Annotated in this window: 17 protein-coding genes and 1 riboswitch; of the genes, 11 read left to right on the top strand and 6 right to left on the bottom strand. The window is 75.9% G+C overall.

Annotated elements, in window-relative coordinates; translation table 11 throughout:
- Positions 1-38 precede the first annotated feature (38 nt).
- Together ACNJ93_RS06265 and ACNJ93_RS06270 are read right to left on the bottom strand one after the other, a co-directional pair.
- A complete protein-coding gene (locus tag ACNJ93_RS06265; protein WP_418961327.1) occupies positions 39-1,358 on the bottom strand; it encodes a hypothetical protein in 1,320 nt (439 codons plus the stop codon).
- A gap of 178 nt (positions 1,359-1,536) precedes the next feature.
- Positions 1,537-2,664 (bottom strand): alpha/beta hydrolase, encoded by a 1,128-nt coding sequence (locus tag ACNJ93_RS06270; RefSeq protein ID WP_418956330.1) that lies wholly within the window; start codon positions 2,662-2,664, stop codon positions 1,537-1,539.
- Between the two features lie 330 nt (positions 2,665-2,994).
- Between ACNJ93_RS06270 and ACNJ93_RS06275 the strand changes: the two genes are divergently transcribed.
- From ACNJ93_RS06275 to ACNJ93_RS06305, 7 genes are all read left to right on the top strand, one after another.
- Entirely contained in the window at positions 2,995-4,260 is a 1,266-nt protein-coding gene (locus tag ACNJ93_RS06275) for an inorganic phosphate transporter (RefSeq protein ID WP_418956331.1), read from the top strand.
- Between the two features lie 12 nt (positions 4,261-4,272).
- Complete coding sequence (locus ACNJ93_RS06280) at positions 4,273-4,494, top strand: hypothetical protein (RefSeq protein ID WP_418956332.1); 222 nt, start codon at positions 4,273-4,275, stop codon at positions 4,492-4,494.
- A gap of 136 nt (positions 4,495-4,630) precedes the next feature.
- Positions 4,631-4,753, top strand: a riboswitch (cobalamin riboswitch).
- A 31-nt stretch (positions 4,754-4,784) separates the two neighbouring features.
- A complete protein-coding gene (locus ACNJ93_RS06285) occupies positions 4,785-5,747 on the top strand; it encodes a cobalamin biosynthesis protein (protein WP_418956333.1) in 963 nt (320 codons plus the stop codon).
- Entirely contained in the window at positions 5,744-7,252 is a 1,509-nt protein-coding gene (locus ACNJ93_RS06290; RefSeq protein ID WP_418956334.1) for a cobyric acid synthase, read from the top strand. The genes ACNJ93_RS06285 and ACNJ93_RS06290 overlap by 4 nt, the downstream gene beginning before the upstream one ends.
- 115 nt (positions 7,253-7,367) lie before the next feature.
- The gene (locus ACNJ93_RS06295; protein ID WP_418961328.1) at positions 7,368-9,380 is read left to right on the top strand and encodes a putative cobaltochelatase; all 2,013 of its coding nucleotides are present in this window, start codon (positions 7,368-7,370) and stop codon (positions 9,378-9,380) included.
- Positions 9,380-9,988 carry a cob(I)yrinic acid a,c-diamide adenosyltransferase gene (cobO, locus tag ACNJ93_RS06300; RefSeq protein ID WP_418956335.1) on the top strand — a complete coding sequence of 203 codons (609 nt, stop codon included), beginning with the start codon at positions 9,380-9,382 and terminating at the stop codon, positions 9,986-9,988. The genes ACNJ93_RS06295 and cobO overlap by 1 nt, the downstream gene beginning before the upstream one ends.
- Positions 9,982-11,328: a cobyrinate a,c-diamide synthase gene (locus tag ACNJ93_RS06305; RefSeq protein WP_418956336.1), complete on the top strand. Its 1,347-nt coding sequence runs from the start codon at positions 9,982-9,984 to the stop codon at positions 11,326-11,328. Before cobO ends, ACNJ93_RS06305 begins: the two co-directional genes overlap by 7 nt.
- A gap of 2 nt (positions 11,329-11,330) precedes the next feature.
- Here the strand turns inward: ACNJ93_RS06305 and ACNJ93_RS06310 are convergent, their stop codons facing one another.
- A complete protein-coding gene (locus ACNJ93_RS06310) occupies positions 11,331-12,056 on the bottom strand; it encodes a ZIP family metal transporter (RefSeq protein WP_418956337.1) in 726 nt (241 codons plus the stop codon).
- Between the two features lie 99 nt (positions 12,057-12,155).
- On the opposite strand from ACNJ93_RS06310, the gene ACNJ93_RS06315 reads away from it, so the two are divergent.
- The gene (locus ACNJ93_RS06315; RefSeq protein ID WP_418956338.1) at positions 12,156-12,842 is read left to right on the top strand and encodes a cobalamin biosynthesis protein; all 687 of its coding nucleotides are present in this window, start codon (positions 12,156-12,158) and stop codon (positions 12,840-12,842) included.
- Positions 12,773-13,837 (top strand): Rv2231c family pyridoxal phosphate-dependent protein CobC, encoded by a 1,065-nt coding sequence (cobC, locus tag ACNJ93_RS06320; RefSeq protein ID WP_418956339.1) that lies wholly within the window; start codon positions 12,773-12,775, stop codon positions 13,835-13,837. Before ACNJ93_RS06315 ends, cobC begins: the two co-directional genes overlap by 70 nt.
- 211 nt (positions 13,838-14,048) lie before the next feature.
- Here the strand turns inward: cobC and ACNJ93_RS06325 are convergent, their stop codons facing one another.
- A complete protein-coding gene (locus ACNJ93_RS06325) occupies positions 14,049-14,939 on the bottom strand; it encodes an SCO1860 family LAETG-anchored protein (protein ID WP_418956340.1) in 891 nt (296 codons plus the stop codon).
- Positions 14,940-15,117: 178 nt separating this feature from the next.
- Positions 15,118-15,846 (bottom strand): siderophore-interacting protein, encoded by a 729-nt coding sequence (locus ACNJ93_RS06330; RefSeq protein ID WP_418956341.1) that lies wholly within the window; start codon positions 15,844-15,846, stop codon positions 15,118-15,120.
- A gap of 89 nt (positions 15,847-15,935) precedes the next feature.
- On the opposite strand from ACNJ93_RS06330, the gene ACNJ93_RS06335 reads away from it, so the two are divergent.
- Positions 15,936-18,719, top strand: coding sequence for a GNAT family N-acetyltransferase (locus tag ACNJ93_RS06335; protein WP_418956342.1), 2,784 nt, complete (start codon positions 15,936-15,938; stop codon positions 18,717-18,719).
- A 30-nt stretch (positions 18,720-18,749) separates the two neighbouring features.
- On the opposite strand, the gene ACNJ93_RS06340 is transcribed toward ACNJ93_RS06335, so the two are convergent.
- Positions 18,750-19,841, bottom strand: coding sequence for an amidohydrolase family protein (locus ACNJ93_RS06340; protein ID WP_418956343.1), 1,092 nt, complete (start codon positions 19,839-19,841; stop codon positions 18,750-18,752).
- Between the two features lie 185 nt (positions 19,842-20,026).
- On the opposite strand from ACNJ93_RS06340, the gene ACNJ93_RS06345 reads away from it, so the two are divergent.
- Complete coding sequence (locus ACNJ93_RS06345) at positions 20,027-21,127, top strand: pyridoxal-phosphate-dependent aminotransferase family protein (RefSeq protein WP_418961329.1); 1,101 nt, start codon at positions 20,027-20,029, stop codon at positions 21,125-21,127.
- The last annotated feature ends 69 nt before the right edge of the window (positions 21,128-21,196 follow it).

Genomic DNA, 21,196 nt, shown 5'->3' on the forward strand with positions numbered 1-21,196 from the left:
TGTCCGGCGGTTCGGACAGGCCCTCGTCCGGCCGGGGCTCAGGCCCCGCCGGTGTGCACCTGGAAGGCGGCGCGGCGGACCGCCTTGGCCAGGGCCGGGTCGGGGTGCGCGGCGGCCAGGGCGACGAGGACCTGGACGGTGCGCGGATGGCCGACGGCGCGGACCTCGTCGAGCAGGGCGGGGACGGTGCCCTGGACGGCGGAGTCGAGGTGGCGGACCAACAGGGCGCTCTCGCCGTGGTCGGCGACGGCGGCGGCGGTGTCCACCCAGAGCCAGGTGGCCTCCTCGCGGGTGAGCACCTCCTGGGCGTCGTCGGGGTCGGCGCCCTCGAACTCGGCGAGCCAGAGCAGGGCGTACGGGCGGAGCGAGGGCTCCTCGACGGCGGCGCGGACCTCCGCCTCGGCGGGCGCTCCGACGACGCGGAGCGCCTCGAAGGCCAGTCCGCGCAGCAGGGCGTCGTCGCCGCGGGCGACGGTGAGCAGTTCGGTGACGGCGCTGCCGAGGGTGCGGGCGGCGAGCCAGGCCCGGTACTCGGCCCGGGCCGGTCCGGGGCTGAGCCGGGCGCAGCCGCGCAGCATGGCCTCGGCGGACTGCTCGATGTTGCCCGCCGGGCTCTGCGCGGCGACGCAGATCTGCTCCAGCTTGACCCAGACCGCCCAGTTGCCGAGCGGGGTGAGCGTGGCCTGCCCGGGGCCCAGGGTGAGCGCGCCGACGGCGGCCAGGCCCTCCAGGGCCCAGTCGAGCAGCGGGGCGAGCGCCTCGGCGGTGGGCGCGCCGGAGGGGGCGGGGTCCGCGTCGGCGCCGGCCGTGGCGGGGGCGTCCGCGGCGGCGTCGGGGGCCGGGACCTCGCAGCGTTCCTCGCGCAGTTCCTCGACGCGCTGCCGGAGCAGGTCGAGCAGGGCGGGGACGAGCACGGGGCCGGCGGACAGCTGCAGCAGGGAGAGCAGCTGCGGCACGGCCTCGACGACCTCGGCGACATCGCCGGGGGCGACGTCCTCGGGCACGGGGTGGACCAGCGACCAGGCGTCGAACAGGGCGACCCAGCCGCGCAGCACGGCCGAGTCGTCGCGGTCCCAGGCCCGCAGCCGCCAGCCGGGGCGGGCGGTGTCGCCGTGCAGTTCGACGAGTCCGGCGAGCCGGGCGCGGTCCCAGCCGGCCCGGATCTGCTCGGGCGTCAGGTCGAGGGCGGCGGCGGCCCGTTCCTGGGCGGGGAGGACTTCGGGGGCCCGGGTCTCGGAGGCCCAGCGGGCGATCCGGACGGCGTCGCCGAGGACGGCCCGCGCCTGGCGGGCCAGTTCCTGGCGGGGCGGCGTGCCCTCGGGGGGCCGCGGCGCCGGCCGGGTCCGCCGGGTCGTCACGGCCCTGCGGGCCGTGGCGAGCGCCCGCGGGCGGACGAGTCGGAGTCTGGAGTTGCGCGCCAATTCCTCATCAGGCTTTCGAGACGTCACGGGGGCAGTCTTCCCGCTGACGGCCCGAAAGCCCAATCGGAATCCCCCGGGCCCGGCCGCGCGCCGCCCGGGACCGGCTGTGGGGGCCCTAGAGGAGGGGCACGAGGAAGCGGCGCAGGGACTCCTCGTACCGGTTCGGATCGGCGTTCCACATGGCCGCGTGCGGGGCGTGCGGGACGGTCCGCAGGGTGACCAGGTCGGGGCGCAGGGCGGCGAGCTCGCGGGACGGCTCCCAGGGGGCGAGGGTGTCGTCGGGGCCGTGGAAGAGGAGCGTGGGCACGCGCAGCGCCTGCGGGTCGGCGGACTCCTGGAGGGTGTCGCCGTACAGCCCGGTCCGGCTGCGCGCGGCGCGGACGGCGAGCGACAGCAGCGGGGCGGGGGTGCCGCGGGCCGAGGCGAGGGCGCGCAGGGTGGCGTCCTGGTCGAGGACCGGGGAGTCGAGGACGAGTCCGGCGATGCGGTCGCGCAGTCCGGAGCCGACGGCGGCGTGCAGGGCCATGGTGGCGCCGGTGGACCAGCCGTACAGGACGACCTTCTGGGCGCCGCGCCGGACGGCGTGCCGGATCGCGGCGTCGACGTCGCGCCACTCGGCGTCGCCGAGCCGCCCGAGGCCGTCGGGCGGGGGCGGGGCGCCGGGGTCGCCGCGGTAGGCGGGCAGGAGGACGGGGATCTGGCGGCGGTGCAGGAAGGGCACCAGGTTCAGCGGGTGCTGCCGGGTGGTGCCGAGGCCGTGCAGGGTGATCACCCAGGTGCGGCGGGGGCCGGGCACGTACCAGGCGGGCAGGCTGCCGAGCTCGCCGGGGATCTCGATGTCGTCGTAGTCGAGGCCGAGGGCGCTGAGCGGGGTGCCGGTGTGCAGCTGGGGGGTGAGCCGGACCCGGGCGCCGGTCCGCAGGGTGCCGAGTTCGACGCGTTCGAGCCGGCGTACGACGGTGTCGGCGCTGTGCGGGACGTGGTCGAGGACGGGGCCGACGACGGCGTGGATCTCGGGGGCCTCGATGCCGTAGGTGCCGGGGCGCAGGGCGGCGAGGCTGCGGGTGAGGGTGATCCGGCCGGGGCCGGTGGCGTGGACGGTGAGCTTGGGGTCGCCGGGCAGGGCCCGGCCGGGCGGCAGGTTGAGGGCCGCGTCACTGGCGTACCGGCCGGCCGCGTAGAGGGCCGCGCCGACACCGATCAGGGTGGTGACGGCCGCTGCCGTCGCTGTAGCCGGGCGCACCGTTCCAGTGTCGGCAGGGGCGGCTCCGGCTGCCAGCGGACGCGGGGCCGGCGGGTGACGGGGATCTCACCGGGCGGGGGCCGCGGGGGCCCTGCGCGACCGGAGGACGAGAGCGGCGGAACCGGTACATGCCGCCCACTCCCCCGCCACGGCGGGCATTACCGGCGGTCACAGCTCCCTCGTTCGAGGGACCGGGACGTACGCCCGAACGAGAAGCGGAACCGCTGCCACCCGGTTGGGGACACCCCTCCGCCCGACCCAGTTCATCTTCCGTTCACCCAGGTTGCCTACGTTCGAGCAGCCACTGACGTCAAACGATTGCCTGGGTAAATGGAACACATCTCGCTGCTGCTCGCCATTGTGGTCGTGACAGCCCTGGTGTTCGATTTCACGAACGGTTTCCACGACACCGCCAACGCGATGGCCACGACCATCTCGACCGGTGCGCTCAAGCCGAAGACGGCGGTGGCCATGTCCGCCGTGCTGAACCTCGTCGGCGCCTTCCTCTCCGTCGAGGTCGCCAACACGATCTCCAAGGGGCTCGTGAACGAGGAGGGCATCCAGCCCGAAGTCATCCTGGCCGCCCTGGTCGGCGCCATCCTCTGGAACCTGGTGACCTGGCTGGTCGGACTGCCGTCCAGCTCGTCCCACGCCCTGATGGGCGGCCTGATCGGCGCCACCGTCGCCTCGATCGGCTTCAGCGGCGTCCACGGCGACGTCGTCGTCACGAAGGTCCTCATCCCGGCCGTCGCGGCCCCGCTGGTCGCCGGCATCGCCGCGATGCTCGCCGCCCGCCTGACGTACCGCCTGGACCGGAACGCGGACAAGAAGACGACCGAGAAGGGCTACCGGGCCGGCCAGATCGCCTCCGCCGGTCTCGTCTCCCTCGCCCACGGCACCAACGACGCGCAGAAGACCATGGGCATCATCACCCTCGCCCTGGTCGCCGGCGGCGTCCTCGCCCCCGGTTCCAACCCGCCGGTCTGGGTCATCGTCTCCGCCGGCCTGGCGATCGCGCTCGGCACCTACCTCGGCGGCTGGCGCATCATCCGCACCATGGGCAAGGGCCTGACCGACCTCCAGCCGCAGCAGGGCTTCGCCGCCCAGACCAGCGCGGCCACGGTCATCCTGGCCTCCTCCAACCTGGGCTTCTCCCTCTCCACCACGCACTCCTGCTCCGGCGCCGTCATGGGCGCGGGCCTGGGCCGCAAGGGCGGTGTCGTCCGCTGGTCGACCGCCACCCGGATGTTCGTCGCGTGGGGTCTGACCCTCCCGGCCGCGGGTCTCGTCGGCGCCGGCGCCGAGTACGTCGCCCGGCAGGGCGACTGGGGCGTCTACACCGTCACGGCCTTCCTGATCGCCTCCTGCCTCGCGATCTGGATCATCTCCCGCCGCCAGGTCGTCGACCACACCAACGTCAACGACGTCGACGGCGACGCCGAGCCCGCGGGTGTCGTCACCACGGCCATCGCCGCCGTCACCCCGCCGCCGGCCGGCTCCGTCGCCGCCGTCGCGGACGAGGACCTGAAGACCACCATCCCCGCGCCGGCCTCCACGGACCCGACCGCTCCGCCGGCCTCGGCCGCCGCGCTGTAAGGAACGAACCACATGAAGATCGACTGGGCAGCTCTCGGCTCCGTCTTCGGAGTCAGCCTCGTGGCGACCGTCGCCCTCGTGGCCCTGTTCACCCTCGGCATCGTCGGCCTCTCCAAGCAGGAGCAGGCGGCGGCGCGGGGCGGCTCCGCCGTCCTCGCCCGGACCGGCGCGTACGCCTGCTTCGCGCTGTGCGCGGCGGCCGTCGCGTACGGCATCTATCTGATCGTCGCCTAAGCGGCGCCGAACCTTCCGGCCGGGCGGGCCGCACCTTCGGGTGCGGCCCGCCCGGCCGTCGTGTTTGTGGTGCTTCGCACAGTGACCCGTCGCAGGTCAAGGGTGAGTTGACGGCCGTTCGCGGGGCGTGGTGGACTCACGGGGCCATTACGGCGGCAACGAAGAGGAAGCCCGGTGCGAATCCGGCGCGGTCCCGCCACTGTGACCGGGGTGCGAACCCCGGGAGCCAGGAACTCTCGCCGCCGGTCACGTCGAGCCAGGGCGCGGACCCTGAGTGAGGACCTTGCGCCATGCCTGGCCGCAGTACAGCCACCGCTGTCTTCGCGTACGGCGCCACCGCCGGTCTGGTGGCCGATCTCGCCCTGGGCGATCCCCGCCGGGGCCATCCCGTCGCGGCCTTCGGGCGCGCCGCCGGGGCGGTCGAACGGCTGCTGTGGCGCGACCACCGCGGCTGGGGCGCCCTGCACACCGCCGTCTGCGCGGGCGGCGCGGCCGCCGTGGGCGCGCTGGCGGCCCGTGCCGTCCGGGGCCGGAACGCCGCCGGGGTCGCCCTGACCGCCGCGTCCGTCTGGGCCGTCGTCGGCGGCACCACCCTGGGCCGGGAGGCCAACGCCATCGGCGGGGCGCTCGCCGTCGGCGACCTGGAGGTCGCCCGGGAGCGGCTGCCGCATCTGTGCGGACGCGACCCGCAGTCCCTGGACGGTCCGGCGATGGCCCGCGCGGTCGTGGAGTCGGTCGCCGAGAACACCTCCGACGCGGTGGTGGGCGCGCTGGTCTGGGGAGCGGCGGCGGGGGTGCCCGGGCTGCTGGGCTTCCGCGCGGTGAACACCCTGGACGCGATGGTCGGCCACAGGTCGCCGCGCTACCGCCGCTTCGGCTGGGCCTCGGCCCGGCTCGACGACCTGGCCGGCTGGCCCGGCGCCCGGCTGACCGCGGCGCTGGCGGTGGCGGCCGGCGGCGACCCGCGCGGCGCGGTACGGGCCTGGCGGGCGGACGCGGCGAAGCATCCGAGCCCCAACGCGGGCCCGGTGGAGGCCGCGTTCGCGGGGGCGCTGGGCGTACGGCTCGGGGGCACGCTCTCGTACGGCGGCCGGGTCGAGCACCGGCCGGTGCTGAACGGAACGGGGCGGCCCGTCGAGGTCGCCGACATCGCACGCGCCGTCGCCCTGTCGCGCCGGGTGACGGCGCTGACGCTGGGGGTCTGCGTGGGCGGCCGGATGATCGTGAACGCGCTGAAGCGGAGGGGTGCATGAGGGGCGGGGGGCTGCTGGTCGCCGGGACCACGTCCGACGCGGGCAAGAGCGTCGTCACGGCCGGGATCTGCCGCTGGCTGGTCCGCAAGGGCCTGAAGGTGGCGCCGTTCAAGGGACAGAACATGTCCCTCAACTCCTTCGTCACGCGCGAGGGCGCGGAGATCGGCCGGGCGCAGGCCATGCAGGCCCAGGCGGCCCGGGTGGAGCCGAGCGCGCTGATGAACCCGGTGCTGCTGAAGCCCGGCAGCGACCGGTCCAGCCAGGTCGTGCTGATGGGGAAGCCGGTCGGCGAGCTGAGCGCCCGCGGGTACCACGGGGGCCGGCAGAAGGAGCTGTTCGAGCCGGTCCTCGCCTGCCTGGAGGAGCTGCGGAGCACGTACGACGCGGTGATCTGCGAGGGCGCGGGCAGCCCCGCCGAGATCAACCTGCGGCGCACGGACATCGTCAACATGGGCATCGCGAGGGCGGCCGAGCTGCCCGTGGTGGTCGTCGGCGACATCGACCGGGGCGGGGTGTTCGCCCAGTTCTTCGGGACGACGGCGCTGCTCGCGCCGGAGGACCAGCGGCTGGTGGCCGGGTACCTGGTGAACAAGTTCCGCGGCGACGTGACCCTGCTGGAGCCGGGCCTCGACATGCTGCGGGACCTGACCGGGCGGCGCACGTACGGGGTCCTGCCGTACGCGCACGGGCTCGGCATCGACGAGGAGGACGGCCTGCGGGTGTCGCTGCGCGGCGCCGTGCGGGAGTCGGTCGTCGCGCCGCCGGTGGGCGAGGACGTGCTGCGGGTCGCGGTCTGCGCCGTCCCGCTGATGTCCAACTTCACGGATGTGGACGCGCTGGCGGCGGAGCCGGGCGTGGTGGTGCGGTTCGTGGACCGCCCGGAGGAGCTGGTCGACGCGGACCTCGTGGTCGTGCCGGGCACGCGCGGCACGGTGAAGGCGCTGGCGTGGCTGCGCGAGCGGGGCCTCGGGGACGCGCTCGCGCGGCGCGCGGCCGAGGGCCGGCCGGTGCTCGGCATCTGCGGCGGCTTCCAGGCCATGTCGGAGCACATCGAGGACGAGGTCGAGTCGAAGGCGGGCAGCGTCCCCGGCCTGGGCCTGCTGCCGGTACGGGTCCGGTTCGCGGTGGAGAAGACCCTGGCGCGGCCGGTCGGCGAGGCGCTCGGCGAGCGGGTGGAGGGGTACGAGATCCACCACGGGGTCGCTGAGGTGCTCGGCGGCGAGCCGTTCCTCGACGGCTGCCGGGTCGGCGCGGTCTGGGGCACGCACTGGCACGGCTCCCTGGAGAGCGACGCCTTCCGGCGGGCGTTCCTGCGCGAGGTCGCGAGCGCGGCGGGCCGCCGCTTCGTCCCCGCGCCCGACACGTCCTTCGGCGCCCTGCGCGAGGACCAGCTGGACCGCCTCGGCGACCTGATCGAGGAGCACGCGGACACGGACGCGCTGCTGCGCCTGATCGAGCAGGGCCCGCCGGAGGGCCTGCCGTTCGTGCCGCCGGGTGCGCCGTGAACGGCCCCGCGCCCCTGCCGACGCCACCCCGGCGAACGCACCCCCAGCCGAGGCACCTCGTGGAAAGGACCAGCCTGTGAGCAGCACCCGCTATCCGTTCACCGCCGTCGTCGGGATGGACGACCTGCGGCTCGCGCTGCTGCTGAACGCCGTGAGCCCGTCGGTGGGCGGTGTCCTCGTGCGCGGGGAGAAGGGGACGGCGAAGAGCACCGCCGTACGGGCGCTCTCGGACCTGCTGCCGCCGGTGGCCGTGGTCGCCGGGTGCCGGTTCAGCTGTGATCCGGCCTCGCCCGACCCCGGTTGCCCGGACGGGCCGCACGCCGGTGCTCCGGGATCCGCGCGCGCCGCGCGGATGGTCGAGCTGCCCGTGGGCGCGTCCGAGGACCGGCTCGTCGGTGCGCTGGACATCGAGAAGGCGCTCGCGGACGGCGTGAAGGCGTTCGAGCCGGGCCTGCTCGCCGACGCGCACCGCGGGATCCTGTACGTCGACGAGGTCAATCTGCTGCACGACCACCTCATCGACCTGCTGCTCGACGCCGCTGCCATGGGCTCCTCGTACGTCGAGCGGGAGGGTGTGTCCGTGCGGCACGCCGCGCGGTTCCTGCTCGTGGGGACGATGAACCCCGAGGAGGGCGAGCTGCGCCCGCAGCTGCTCGACCGGTTCGGGCTCACCGTCGAGGTCGCGGCCTCGCGCGAGCCCGAACAGCGGGTGGAGGTCGTCCGGCGCAGGCTCGCCTTCGAGGACGACCCGGCCGGCTTCGCGGCCCGCTGGGCGGACGAGGAGGCCGCGCTGCGCGAGCGGATCACCGCCGCGCGCGCCCTGCTGCCGCAGGTGACCCTCGGCGACGCCGCGCTGCTCCAGATCGCGGCGACCTGCGCCGCGTTCGAGGTCGACGGCATGCGCGCGGACATCGTGATGGCCCGTACCGCGACCGCGCTCGCCGCCTGGGCGGGACGGACCGACGTGACCTCGGAGGACGTGCGGCAGGCCGCGCTGCTCGCGCTGCCACACCGGCGGCGGCGCAATCCGTTCGACGCGCCGGGCCTGGACGAGGACAAGCTCGACGAGACCCTGGAGCAGTTCAAGGGCGAGGAGCCGGACGACGATCCGGACCCGACCCCGGACGGTCCGGGCGACGGCGGGCCCGGCGGTGGCGGCGGTGGCGGCGGGATTCCGCCGCAGGGCGACGCGCCCGACGCCGCCACGGAGCGGCCCGCGCCGGACGGCCCCGCGCCCGGCGAAGCCCCGGCGCCCGCGCCCGGCGGCCCCGGCGCCGGGGAGCGGGCCGCCGTCAAGGCCGCGGAGCCGTTCCGTACGAAGATGCTGAGCGTTCCCGGTCTCGGCGACGGCGCCGCCGGGCGGCGCTCCCGGGCCCGTACCGAGCACGGGCGGACCACCGGCGCGACCCGCCCCCGCGGCGCGCTGGCCAAGCTGCACCTCACGGCCACCGTCACCGCGGCGGCCCCGCACCAGAAGGCGCGCGGCCGCTCCGGCCCGGGCCTGGTGGTCCGGCGCGACGACCTGCGGCAGGCCGTCCGGGAGGGCCGCGAGGGCAACCTCGTCCTGTTCGCCGTGGACGCCTCCGGCTCCATGGCCGCCCGGCAGCGGATGAGCGCCGTGAAGGGCGCGGTGCTGTCGCTGCTGCTCGACGCGTACCAGCGCCGGGACAAGGTCGGCCTGGTCATCTTCCGGGGCCGCGGCGCGGAGGTGGCGCTGCCGCCGACCTCGTCCGTGGACGCCGCGGCCGCGCGCCTGGAGCAGTTGCCGACCGGGGGCCGTACGCCGCTGTCGGCGGGGCTGCTGAAGGCCCACGACGTGCTGCGCGTGGAGCGGCTGCGCGACCCGTCGCGCCGGCCGCTGCTTGTCGTCGTGACCGACGGCCGGGCCACCGGCGGCGGTCCGGACCCGCTGGCGCTCGCCGCCCGCGCCGCCCGGCTGCACGCCGCCGAGGGCACGGCGGCGGTGGTCGTGGACTGCGAGACGGGGCCGGTGCGGCTCGGTCTCGCCGGGAACCTCGCCCGCGAACTCGGCGGCGCCGCCGTCACCTTGGACGAGCTGCGCGCCGACTCGATCGCCGGGCTCGTACGAGACGTGCAAGTCAACCACTCTGCCAGGAGGGCCGCTTAATGCCGCAGGGACAGCCGACCGTCGTTCCCGACGACGGTCTCACCACCCGCCAGCGCCGCAACCGCGCGCTGGTGATGGTGCACACCGGCGTCGGCAAGGGGAAGTCGACCGCCGCGTTCGGGATGGCGCTGCGCGCCTGGAACCAGGGCTGGCCGATCGGGGTGTTCCAGTTCGTCAAGTCGGCGAAGTGGAAGGTCGGCGAGGAGAACGCGCTGAAGGCCCTCGGCGAGACCGGCAAGGGCGGCACGGTCACCTGGAACAAGATGGGCGAGGGCTGGTCCTGGATCCAGCGCGAGGTCGCCGAGGGCGAGCAGTCGCACGAGGACAAGGCCCGCGAGGGCTGGGAGCAGGTCAAGCGGGACCTCGCCGAGGAGAAGTACAAGTTCTACGTCCTCGACGAGTTCGCGTACCTGCTGCACTGGGGCTGGATCGACACGGCCGAGGTGGTCGAGGTGCTGAGGAACCGTCCCGGTCAGCAGCATGTCGTCATCACCGGCCGCAACGCCCCGCAGGAACTGATGGACTTCGCGGACCTGGTGACCGACATGTCGAAGGTCAAGCACCCGATGGACGCCGGTCAGAAGGGGCAGCGGGGCATCGAGTGGTAGCACGTCTCGTCATCGCCGCGCCCTCCTCCGGCGCGGGCAAGACCACGGTCGCGACCGGTCTGATGGCCGCGTTCGCCGGCCGTGGCCTCGCGGTGTCCCCGCACAAGGTCGGCCCGGACTACATCGACCCGGGCTACCACGCGCTGGCCACGGGCCGGCCGGGCCGCAACCTCGACGCGTACATGTGCGGGACGGACCTGGTCGCGCCGCTGTTCGCGCACGGCGCGCGGGGCTGCGACCTGGCGGTCGTCGAGGGCGTGATGGGCCTGTACGACGGGGCCGCCGACCAGGGGGAACTGGCGTCCACGGCGCAGGTGGCGAAGCTGCTGAAGGCGCCGGTGGTGCTGGTCGTCGACGCCTCCTCGCAGTCGCGGTCGGTGGCGGCGCTGGTGCACGGCTTCGCGTCCTGGGACCCGGAGGTGCGGATCGGGGGCGTGATCCTGAACAAGGTCGCGTCGGACCGGCACGAGCATCTGCTGCGGGAGGCGCTCGGGGAGTCGGGGGTGCCGGTGCTCGGCGTCCTGCGGCGTGCGCCGGCGGTGGCGACGCCCTCGCGGCACCTGGGCCTGGTGCCGGTGGCGGAGCGGCAGGGCCAAGCGGTCGAGGCGGTGGCGGCGCAGGCGGAGCAGGTGCGGGCCGGGTGCGACCTGGACGCGCTGCTGGCGCTGGCGCGGAGCGCGCCGGAGCTGCATGCGGAGCCGTGGACGCCCGACGCCGCCGGGCGGGAGCCCGCCGCCGGGGGGCGGCCCGTGGTGGCCGTCGCCGGCGGGGCGGCGTTCACGTTCTCGTACGCCGAGCACACGGAATTGCTGAGGGCGGCCGGCGCGGAGGTCGTGACCTTCGACCCGCTGCGCGACGAGGCCCTCCCCGAGGGGACGCGCGGCCTCGTCATCGGCGGCGGCTTCCCCGAGGTGTACGGGGCGGAGCTCTCCGCCAACGAGCCGCTGCGCAAGGCGGTCGCGGAGCTCGCCGCCTCCGGCGCGCCGGTCGCGGCGGAGTGCGCCGGGCTGCTGTACCTGGCGCGGTCCCTGGACGGGCACCCCATGTGCGGCGTCCTGGACGCGGACGCGCGGATGTCGGAGCGGCTGACCCTCGGCTACCGGGACGCCGTCGCCGTCGGCGACAGCGTGCTCGCGGCGGCCGGGACGCGAATGCGGGGGCACGAGTTCCACCGCACGGTGATCGAGCCGGGCGCGGGCGCGCGGCCGGCATGGGGACTGCACCAGCCGGAACGGCGGGTGGAGGGTTTCGTGCTGGGGGGCGTGCACGCGAGCTACGTGCACACGCACTGGGCGGGCGCGCCGGGCGCCGCGGTGCGTCTGGTGGAGCACTGCGGATGACCTCAGCCCGCCAGGCCCACCACGAGCCAGATGAACCCCACGCCCGCCACCGTGCACAGCAGGGTGGAGAGCGCGGGGTGGTCGTGGTGGGCCTCGGGCAGGATCTCGGCGGCGGCGAGGTAGAGCAGCGCGCCGCCGAAGAAGCCGAGATAGCCGCCGAGAAGTTCCTCCGGAAGGGTGAACAGCAGCGTGGACGCGGCGCCGACGACGGGTGCGGCCGCGTCGGCGACCAGCATGGCGACGGCCCGGCGGCGGGCGTTCCCGTACAGGCTGGTGATCGTGTAGGTGTTGAAGCCGTCGGCGAAGTCGTGGCTGATGACGGCGAGCGCGACGGCCAGGCCCATGGTGCCGCCGACCTGGAAGGCGGCGCCGAGGGCGATGCCGTCCATCAGGCTGTGCACGACCATGGCCGCGGCCGCCGTGAGCCCCACCTGCGGAACTCTCTCGTCCGCCTCCAGCCCGTGCGCCGCCCGGCGGACGGCGAGGAGGCGTTCCACGCCGTGGGCGAAGAGGAAGCCGCCGGCGAAGAGCAGCAGCGCCTCGGGCACACCGAACACTTCGCGGCCCGCGGCCTCAAGGGCCTCCGGCAGCAGGTCGAGTCCGACGACGCCGAGCATCAGTCCGCCGGCGAGGCCGAGCACGAGGTGCCGGCGGTCGGTGACGCGCTGCGCGGTCCAGCCGCCGACGAGCGTCATCAGGAACGCGCCGAGCGCGACGAGTACGGCCATGGGCCCTTGCTATCGGATGGACGGCGTCCGGCGCACGTCAGCGCTCCGGGCGGCGTCCCGGCTCTGGTCGCCGGGGTCGGGGCGCGGCAGGGTGTGTCCGTGGACGAGGTGGCCGGGCTGGTGAGGGAGTGCCTGCGGTCGGCGGGGCCGGCGGCGGGCCGGCTGGTGGCGCTCGCGACGGTCGCGGGCAAGGCGGACGAGCCGGGCGTGGTGGGCGCGGCGGCCCTTCTGGGCCTGCCGCTGCGGGTGTTCGCGGCGCAGGAGCTGGCGCGGCTCGCGGTGCCGTCCCCCTCGGCGGTCGTGGCGGCGGCGGCCGGGACGCCGTCGGTGGCCGAGGCGGCGGCGCTGGCGGCCGCGGGGCCGGGCGGGCGGCTGCTCGTACCGAAGCGCACGGCGCGTGCGGACGGGGCGCGGGCCGCACGGGCGACGTGCGCGATCGCCCGGTGCGCCCCGAATGCGCCGTACGTGCCCGTGGTTCCGAACGAAGGAGCCCTGGCCGCACGGTTGTTGCCGGAGCGACGCGGGTACAGCGGTGGTGAGAGCGCATCCGGCGCGCCCGGCGCGGCCTCCGTGCGCGGGCGGACACCCCGGGTCCGGAAGCGGTCCGCCGAAGTCGTCGGATCCGGCGAGGAGTTACGGGATCCGTCCCCCACGGCTCCACCGGCGGTCCGCAACCCACGGACCGCCGTCCACCCCCCACTCACCCCACGGCGGCCATGTACACGCACTCCGATGTCCACGACCTGCGGCACCACGGTGACGCCGAGGTCCGGGACGAGAAGCTGATCGACCTCGCGGTCAACGTCCGTACGCACACGCCTCCGGACTGGCTCCGCGAGCGCATCGCGGCCTCCCTGCTGGAGCTGGCCGCCTATCCGGACGCGCGGGCCGCGCGGGCCGCGGTGGCGGAGCGGCACGATCTGCCGGCCGAGCGGGTGCTGCTCACGGCGGGCGCGGCGGAGGCGTTCGTGCTGCTGGCGCGGGCGCTGCCGGTGCGCCGGCCGGTGGTGGTGCATCCGCAGTTCACCGAGCCGGAGGCGGCGCTGCGGGACGCCGGGCACGACGTGGGCCGGGTGCTGCTGCGCGAGGCGGACGGGTTCCGGCTGGATCCGGCGGCGGTGCCGGAGGACGCGGACCTGGTGATGATCGGCAATCCGACGAACCCGACGTCGGTGCTGCATCCGGCGGAGACGATGGCCGCGCTGGCCCGGCCGGGCCGGACGCTCGTGGTCGACGAGGCGTTCATGGACGCGGTGCCGGGCGAGCGCGAGTCGCTGGCCGGGCGGACGGACGTGCCGGGCCTGGTGGTGCTGCGCAGCCTGACGAAGACGTGGGGGCTCGCGGGCCTGCGGATCGGCTACGTGCTGGCCGAGCCGGAGACGGTCGCGGCGCTGGAGCGCGCGCAGCCGCTGTGGCCGGTGTCGACGCCGGCGCTGGTGGCGGCGGAGGCGTGCATGTCGCGGGCGGCGCTGGCGGAGGCGGAGCACGCGGCGCACCGGACGGCGGCGGAGCGGGCCCATCTGCTGGCCGGGCTCGCAGAGTTCGACGAGGTGCGGACGGTGGCGGCGGCGGAGGGACCGTTCGTGCTGATCCGCGTGGACCGCGCGGACGTGGTCCGGCAGCGGCTGCGGGACCTGGGGTTCGCGGCCCGGCGCGGGGACACGTTCCCGGGCCTGGACCGGAACTGGCTGCGGCTCGCCGTCCGGGACCGGGTGACGACGAACCGCTTCCTCCAGGCCCTGGACCAGGCCCTGGTCATGGCGGGCTGCGCGAGCGGCTGAGGCGGGGGCGGGCTGCGCGAGCGACCGAGGGCGGGCGGCGAGCGGCCGCCGCCGGCTGACGGCGGGGGCAGCAGGCTGAGGGCGGCCGCCCGGTCGCAGCCCTCGGCCGCCGGCCGGTCGCGGTACGGGGCCCGGGCGGCCGCGCCCGGTCGGGGCCCCGGCCCGTCAGCCGGCCGGCCTGGGTGCCCGGCGCGTCAGTCGGCCCGCGGGCTCAGGCTCCCGTCCCGTTCCGCCGGGCCCGGGTCATGGCGACCGCCGTGCCGCCCGCGAGGAGCAGGACGAGGCCGCCGCCGGCGAGGTACGGCGTGACGGAGCTGCCGCCGGTCTCGGCGAGGTGCGTCGTCGTCTCGGGCTTCTTGCCGGGCTGCGGCTCCTGCGGGGCGGCCTTCGGCGTCTCGCAGGTCGCCTCGGCGAGGGTGATCTCGCCGTTCACCTCGGCGACGTTGAGCTTCAGCGGGTTGACGGCGACCTTGAGCCGCAGGGCGGTCGCGGCGGCGGTCCGTGTCGTGGTGGCGGTCCGGGAGAGGTCGAGGGTGACCTCGCCGACTCCGGGCACGGTGACCTTCGTCGTACCGCCGCTGGTGAGCGTGGTCTTCCGGCCGAGCACGGTGACCTGACCGAGGACGTTCGACTCGGCGACCGGCCGCTTGCCCGTCTCGCAGACCGCCGTGGACGTGACCTTCTCGACCTCGATCAGGGACAGCAGCGGCAGTCCGGGGACGTGCACCCTGGCCTTCGCCAGGTCGGCGTGCCCCTCCGCCTTCGCGGCGTCCGCGCTCGCCCGGGCCGTGGCCACGTCGGCGCGCAGCACGTGGAACGGCTTGCCCCGGTCGACGCCCTCGAGTTCGACGGTGAGCGCGGTCCTGCTCGCGCTGGCCGGGGCGTGGACCTCGTTGAGGGAGGCCTTGAGCGGCACCTGCAGCGTCTTGTCGAGCAGGGCGACGTCGAGGCCGGTCCGCAGGACGACGGCGCTCGCGCGCCCCTCGCCGCCCGTGGCGTGCGCCGTGGGCGCGGCGAGGACGACCGGGCCGACGGCCAGCGCGGCGACGGTCGCCGCGGCGGCGGTCCGGCGTGCGGGCATGCGGAAGGTGTTGCTGTTCAAGGTGGTGGAACCCCCACAGGAGACATGGCGTCGCCGGCCGCTCACCGCGGGGACGGCGGGTCGGTGCGGCCTCGGCGACTTGGGACAGGGGAATCCTTACGTACGAAGAGTGAACGGGGAGACACCTGAGGTGAGTTCACCCCAAAGGGTGGTTTCCGCGCCCATATTCGATTCATCGCTACGGACGCCAGTAGCCGAGCGCGTGCACGCGGTCCTTGGCGAGGCCGAGTTCCTTGCGGGTGTACGCGGCGAGGGTGCGGGTGGTCGCGGTGTCGCAGGCGATCCAGACGTACGGATGCGGTTCGGCGGCCAGCAGGGCGGGCAGGTCGGCGCGGACCCGCTCCACGAGGCCCGCGCCCCGGTCGCGCCGCGGCACCCGGCGCAGTTCGTGGCGGTCCGCGTCGAGGCGTACGGGCAGTTCGTCGTGGTCGGGGTGGGTGGTCTCGAACCACACGGTGGCGGGGATGCCGGGCAGGGCGTCGAGCAGGGAGTTGATCGCGGGCAGCGAGGCCGGGTCGCCGATCAGCAGGAGCCGGCTCGGGGCCGGGTCGGGGACGGTGAAGCCGGTGCCCTGGAGGGTCGCCTCGATGGTGTCGCCGGGGACGCAGCTCCGGGCCCAGTCGCAGGCCGGTCCGTCGTGCAGTGCGAACTCCACGGAGAACGTGCCGGTCTCCGGGTCGGGGTCGACGAGCGTGTAGCCGCGCTGGTGCGGGCGGCCGCCGTCGCGGAACCAGAGGCGGACCCACATGGTGGGGTGGACGCCGGCCGCGGCGAGCAGCCCGCCGTCGGTCATGCACACCCGGCGGTAGTGCTCCGTGACCTGTTCCGCGCCGGTCACGGTGAACGTGAAGTCCTTGCCGCGGAACAGTTTGAGGACGACGCCCTCCCAGCCGTGCCCCTGGCCCACCTCGGTCTCCTCCCCTGGGGCCCGGATTGCTTCCCGGGCGACGGTGGCTTAATTTAGGGCAGCCTAACCTAAGAGAGAGCGGGGCGAGCGTGAGCATCGAGGTCTACCGGGACGCCCGGGGCATTCCGCATCTGCGGGCCGCCGACCCGCGCGAACTCGCCTTCGCGCAGGGGCGGGTGACCGCGTACGACCGGGCCTGGCAGCTGGAGGTCGAGCGGCACCGGGCGCAGGGGACCTCGGCCGCGTTCCTCGGCCCGGAGGCCGTCGACTGGGACGTCCTCGCCCGCCGCGTGCGGCTCGCGGACACCGCGCGCCGCTGCTACGCGCGGCTCGCCGAGCGCGACCCCGGGACCGCGGACTGGCTGCGCGCGTACGCCGAGGGCGTCGGCGCGGGCCTCGCCGAAGGGGCCGCGCGGGCCCCGCAGTTCGCCGCGACCGGGCTCGTCCCGGGGCGCTGGGAGCCGTGGACGCCGCTGGCCGTGTGGCTGTCGACGCACATCCTGTTCGCCGGGTTCCCGACGAAGCTGTGGCGTGAGCAGGTCGCGAGCCGGCTCGGCGCGCGCTGGACGGAGCTGTTCGCCACGGACGGCCCCGGCACCGCCGGCTCCAACGGCTGGGTCGTCGCCGGGGAGCGCACCGCGAGCGGCGCGGCGCTGGTCGCGGGCGATCCGCACCGGTTCATCGAGGACCCGGGCGTGTACCAGCAGATCCGGCTGGCCTGCCCCGAGTACGACGTGGTGGGCCTGGCGGTCCCCGGCGTGCCGGGCCTCGCGCACTTCGGGCACACCGGCTCGGTCGCCTGGGCGATCACCAACGCGATGGCCGACTACCAGGACGTGTACCGGGAGCGGCTGCGCCGCACGCCCGACGGCGGCGTGGAGGCCCTCGGCCCGGACGGCTGGCGCCCGGCCTCCGTGCACACCGAGACGGTGGAGGTCGCGGGCGGCGCGCCGGTCGAGGTCGAGGTGGTGGAGACCGAGCGCGGTCCGCTGATCGCGGGCGGCGCACCCCGTCCGGGGGACGGCGACGCGGAGGGGTCGGCCGGCACGGACGGGTCCGCCCCCGCGGACGGCTTCGGCGACACGGACGGGTCCGGCTACGCCGAGGGGTCCGGCGACACGGACGGGTCCGGCTACGCCGAGGGGTCCGGCGACGCGGACGGGTTCGCCGAGGGGCTCGCTCTCCGGTACCCGCCCCGGGTGACCGCCGAACTCGGGTTCTCGGCGCTGCCGAAGCTGCTCGCCGCGCGGACCGTCGGGGACGTCGACCGCGCGTTCGACGGCTGGGTGGAGCCCGTGAACGTCGTGCAGGCCGCCGACACCGAGGGCGGGCTGCTGCACCGGGTCGCCGGCTACGTGCCGGTGCGCGACCGGCTCAACTCGCTGCGGGTGGTGCCCGCCTGGGAGGCCCGGCACGCCTGGGCGGCGGAGCCCGCGCCGATGCCGCGCGCCGCCGTCGGGGGCCACGCCGTGATGGCCAACGCCCGCGGTCTGGCCGCCCCGCTGGGCGTGGAGTTCGCCCCGCCGCACCGAGCCGCGCGGATCGACGCCCTGCTGTCGGCGGGGACGGACTGGACGCCGGGGGCGATGGCCGCGATCCACCGGGACACCGACAACCCGGCCGCGGCCCGGCTGCTGGACGCCGTGCGCGCCACGGATCCGGGCGCGCTCACCCCGGCCGCCTCGGCCGTACGGGACCGGTTGCTGGCCTGGGACCGGCGGATGGCGGCCGACAGCGCCGACGCCGGGCTGTACGCGGCCGTGCGCGGGGCCGTCGTCCGCGGCCTGGCCGGGCACGAGGCGTTCCGCGCCCTGCGCGAACCGGCCCCGTACCCCGCGGTGTTCGCGCCCTGGCTGGCGCTCGGGCCGCGCGTCGCGTACGCCCTGGAGACCCTGCTGACCGCCGGCCCGGTGCCGGCCGGCGAGGTGGCGCGGCTCGTGCGCGAGGCGCTGGAGGAGGCCGGCGCGGGCGACGCGCCCCCGGCGTGGGGCGTGACGCACCGGCTCGCGCCCTGGCAGGCGCTGCCCGACGGGGACGACGCGCAGTGGCCGGGGCTCGGCGGCGACCACGACTGCGTACTGTCGACGTCCAGCGTGCCGGGCTGGACCGACCGTGCGGCGCGGGCCTCGGCGGCCCGGTACGTCTGGGACCTCGCCGACCGCGAACGGAGCCTGTGGGTGGTGCCGTTCGGCGCGTCCGGCGTGCCCGGCGACCCGCACCACCGCGACCAGCTGCCGCTGTGGCTGCGGGGCGAGCTCGCGCCCGTCGTCACCGACTGGAACCGACTGAGCAAGGAGACGGAGCACCCTATGACCACCACCGCCCCGTACGAGCGGACCGTCGAGGGCTTCGGCACGGTACGCGTCGAGCCCGTCGACCCCGACCGCGACGCCGCGCTGATCCACGGCTGGGTCGCCGACGAGCGGGCCCGCTTCTGGGGCATGAAGGACGCCACCGTCGAGCAGGTCCGGGAGATCTACGCGCACCTGGACTCGCTCGACACCCACCACGGCTTCCTGGTGCGGCTGGACGGCGAGCCCGTGGCGCTGTTCCAGACGTACGAGCCGGAGGCGGACCGGGTCTCGGAGGTGTACGAGGTGCGGGACGGCGACCTCGGCGTGCACCTGCTGATCGCCCCGAGCGACACGCCGCGGCCGGGGTTCACCGCCGGGGTGCTGACCGCGCTGGTCGACTTCGCGCTGACCGGCCGCACGCGGCTGGTGGCCGAGCCGGACGCCGCCAACGAGAAGGCGATCGCCCGGCTCGCGCGGGCCGGCTTCGCGCTGGGCCCGGAGGTCGTGCTGCCGGAGGTGGACCTGCCGGAGGTCTTCCTGCCGGAGAAGAAGGCCCGCCTGGCCTTCCTCACGCGCTGACACGCGGCCGGGCGGCCGGTCCCGCGCACGTCAGGCGAGCACCCGCCCGTCGACCACCACGCGCCGGGGGCCGGCGAGGGCGCGGACGTCCGCGCGGGGGTCGTCGTCGTAGACGACGAGGTCGGCCGGGGCGCCCTCGTCGAGGCCCGGCCGGCCCAGCCAGGCGCGGGCGCCCCACGTGGTGGCCGACAGCGCCCGCAGCGGCGGGATGCCGGCCTTCACCAGCTCCTCGACCTCCGCCGCGACCAGGCCGTGCGGCAGCGAGCCGCCCGCGTCGGTGCCGACGAAGACCGGGACGCCCGCGTCGTACGCGGAGCGGACGGTGTCGTAGCGGCGCTCGTGCAGCCGGCGCATGTGCGCGGACCAGCGGGGGAACTTCTCCTCGCCGCCCGCCGCCAGCTTCGGGAAGGTCGCGATGTTGACCAGCGTGGGCACGATCGCGACGCCGCGCTCGGCGAACAGCGGGATCGTGTCCTCGGTGAGCCCCGTGGCGTGCTCGACGCAGTCGATGCCCGCCTCCACCAGGTCCCGCAGCGAGTCCTCGGCGAAGCAGTGCGCGGTGACCCGCGCGCCCAGCCGGTGCGCCTCGGCGATCGCGGCCTCCACCTCGCCGCGCGGCCAGCAGGCGGCGAGGTCGCCCACGCCGCGGTCGATCCAGTCGCCGACCAGCTTGACCCAGCCGTCGCCGCGCCGGGCCTCCCGCGCCACGTACGCGACCAGCTCGTCGGGCTCGATCTCGTGGGCGTAGTTGCGGATGTAGCGGCGGGTGCGGGCGATGTGCCGGCCGGCCCGGATGATCTTCGGCAGGTCGTCGCGGTCGTCGATCCAGCGGGTGTCGGACGGCGAGCCGGCGTCCCGGATCAGCAGCGTGCCGGCGTCCCGGTCGGTCAGCGCCTGCTTCTCGGCGGTGGCCGCGTCGACCGGGCCGTGCGCGTCGAGGCCGACGTGGCAGTGCGCGTCGACGAGACCGGGCAGCGCCCAGCCGCGCACGGTGCGGACGTCGTCCGCGCCGGCCGGGCGCTCGTACGTGATCCGGCCGCCGACCACCCACAGCTCGTCCCGGACGTCCTCCGGGCCGACGAGCACCCGCCCCTTCACATGCAGCACCACGTGATCGCTCATGTCTGCACTGTACGAGGGGCGGGCGCCCGCGCGGGATGCGTGATCGGTCACTCGCCGGCCGCGGACCCGGGCCGCCCGCGGGCGTCCGGCGCGCCGGCCGGACCCGGGCCGCTCGGTAGGCTGAGCCGGGGTTCCGCCCCGTACGAACAGCACCGCACCGAGTCGAAGAAGGCACCGCCGTGACCGTGACACATCCGCTCCTGGACCTGGCTCCGCTGACCGCCGCGCACTTCGCGTCGATCGAGCGCCGGGTCGCCGCCCTGCTGTCCACCGAGCAGGACGTGGTGATCACCCAGGGCGAGGCGCTGCTGCCGCTGGAGGGCTGCATCCGCAGCGGGGCGCGGGCCGGTTCGACGGCGCTGAACGTGGTGACGGGCCCGTACGGGCAGACGTTCGGGAACTGGCTGCGGGACTGCGGGGCGACGGTGGTCGACCTGGAGGTGCCGTTCCACGCGGCGGTGACGGCGGATCAGGTGGCGCGGGCGTTCGAGGAGCACCCGGAGATCGAGTTCGTCTCCCTGGTGCACGCGGAGGCGGCGACCGGCAACACGAACCCGGTCGCGGAGATCGGCGAGGTCGTGCGGGCGCACGGCGCGCTGTTCTACCTGGACGCGGTGGCGTCGATCGGCGCGGAGCCGGTGCTGCCGGACGCGTGGGGCGTGGACCTGTGCATCATCGGCGCGCAGAAGGCGATGGGCGGCCCGGCGGGCGTCTCGGCGGTGTCGGTGAGCGAGCGGGCCTGGGAGGTCTTCGCCGCCAACCCGGCGGCCCCGCGCCGCTCGTACCTGTCGCTGCTCGACTGGAAGGAGCGCTGGATCGACGGCGGCCGCAAGGCGCTGCTGCACGCGCCGGCGCAGCTGGAGATGCTGGCCCTGGAGGCCTGCCTGGAGCGGATCGAGGCCGAGGGCCTGGACGCGCTGATGGCCCGGCACGCGGCGGCGGCCGCGGCGACGCGGGCGGGCGCGCGGGCGCTCGGCGGCGGTCTGGAGCCGTACGTGCACGAGGCGAGGGACGCGGCGCCGGTGGCGACGACGTTGCGCGCGCCGTCCGGGGTGGACGCCTCGGACCTGGTCGCGCGGGCGCTGGCGGCGGACCCGTCGCTGCCGCTGGCGGCGGGCGGCGGCGCGCTGGCGAAGGAGATGATCCGGGTGAACCACTACGGCGTGGACGCGACGCCGGGCGTGGTGCAGTCCTCGCTGGCGGCGCTGGGCGCGGCGCTCGGCGAGTCGGGCCGCGCGGTGGACCTGGAGGGCGCGCGCCGGGCGGTCACGGAGGCGTGGTCGTAGGACCCCCGTGTTCCGGTACGGACGAGGGGCCCGCCGCGGGTGTGCGGCGGGCCCCTTCGCCGTGGGCGT

The organism is Streptomyces tritici (assembly GCF_048500665.1).
GTDB classification, from domain to species: Bacteria; Actinomycetota; Actinomycetes; order Streptomycetales; family Streptomycetaceae; genus Streptomyces; species Streptomyces tritici.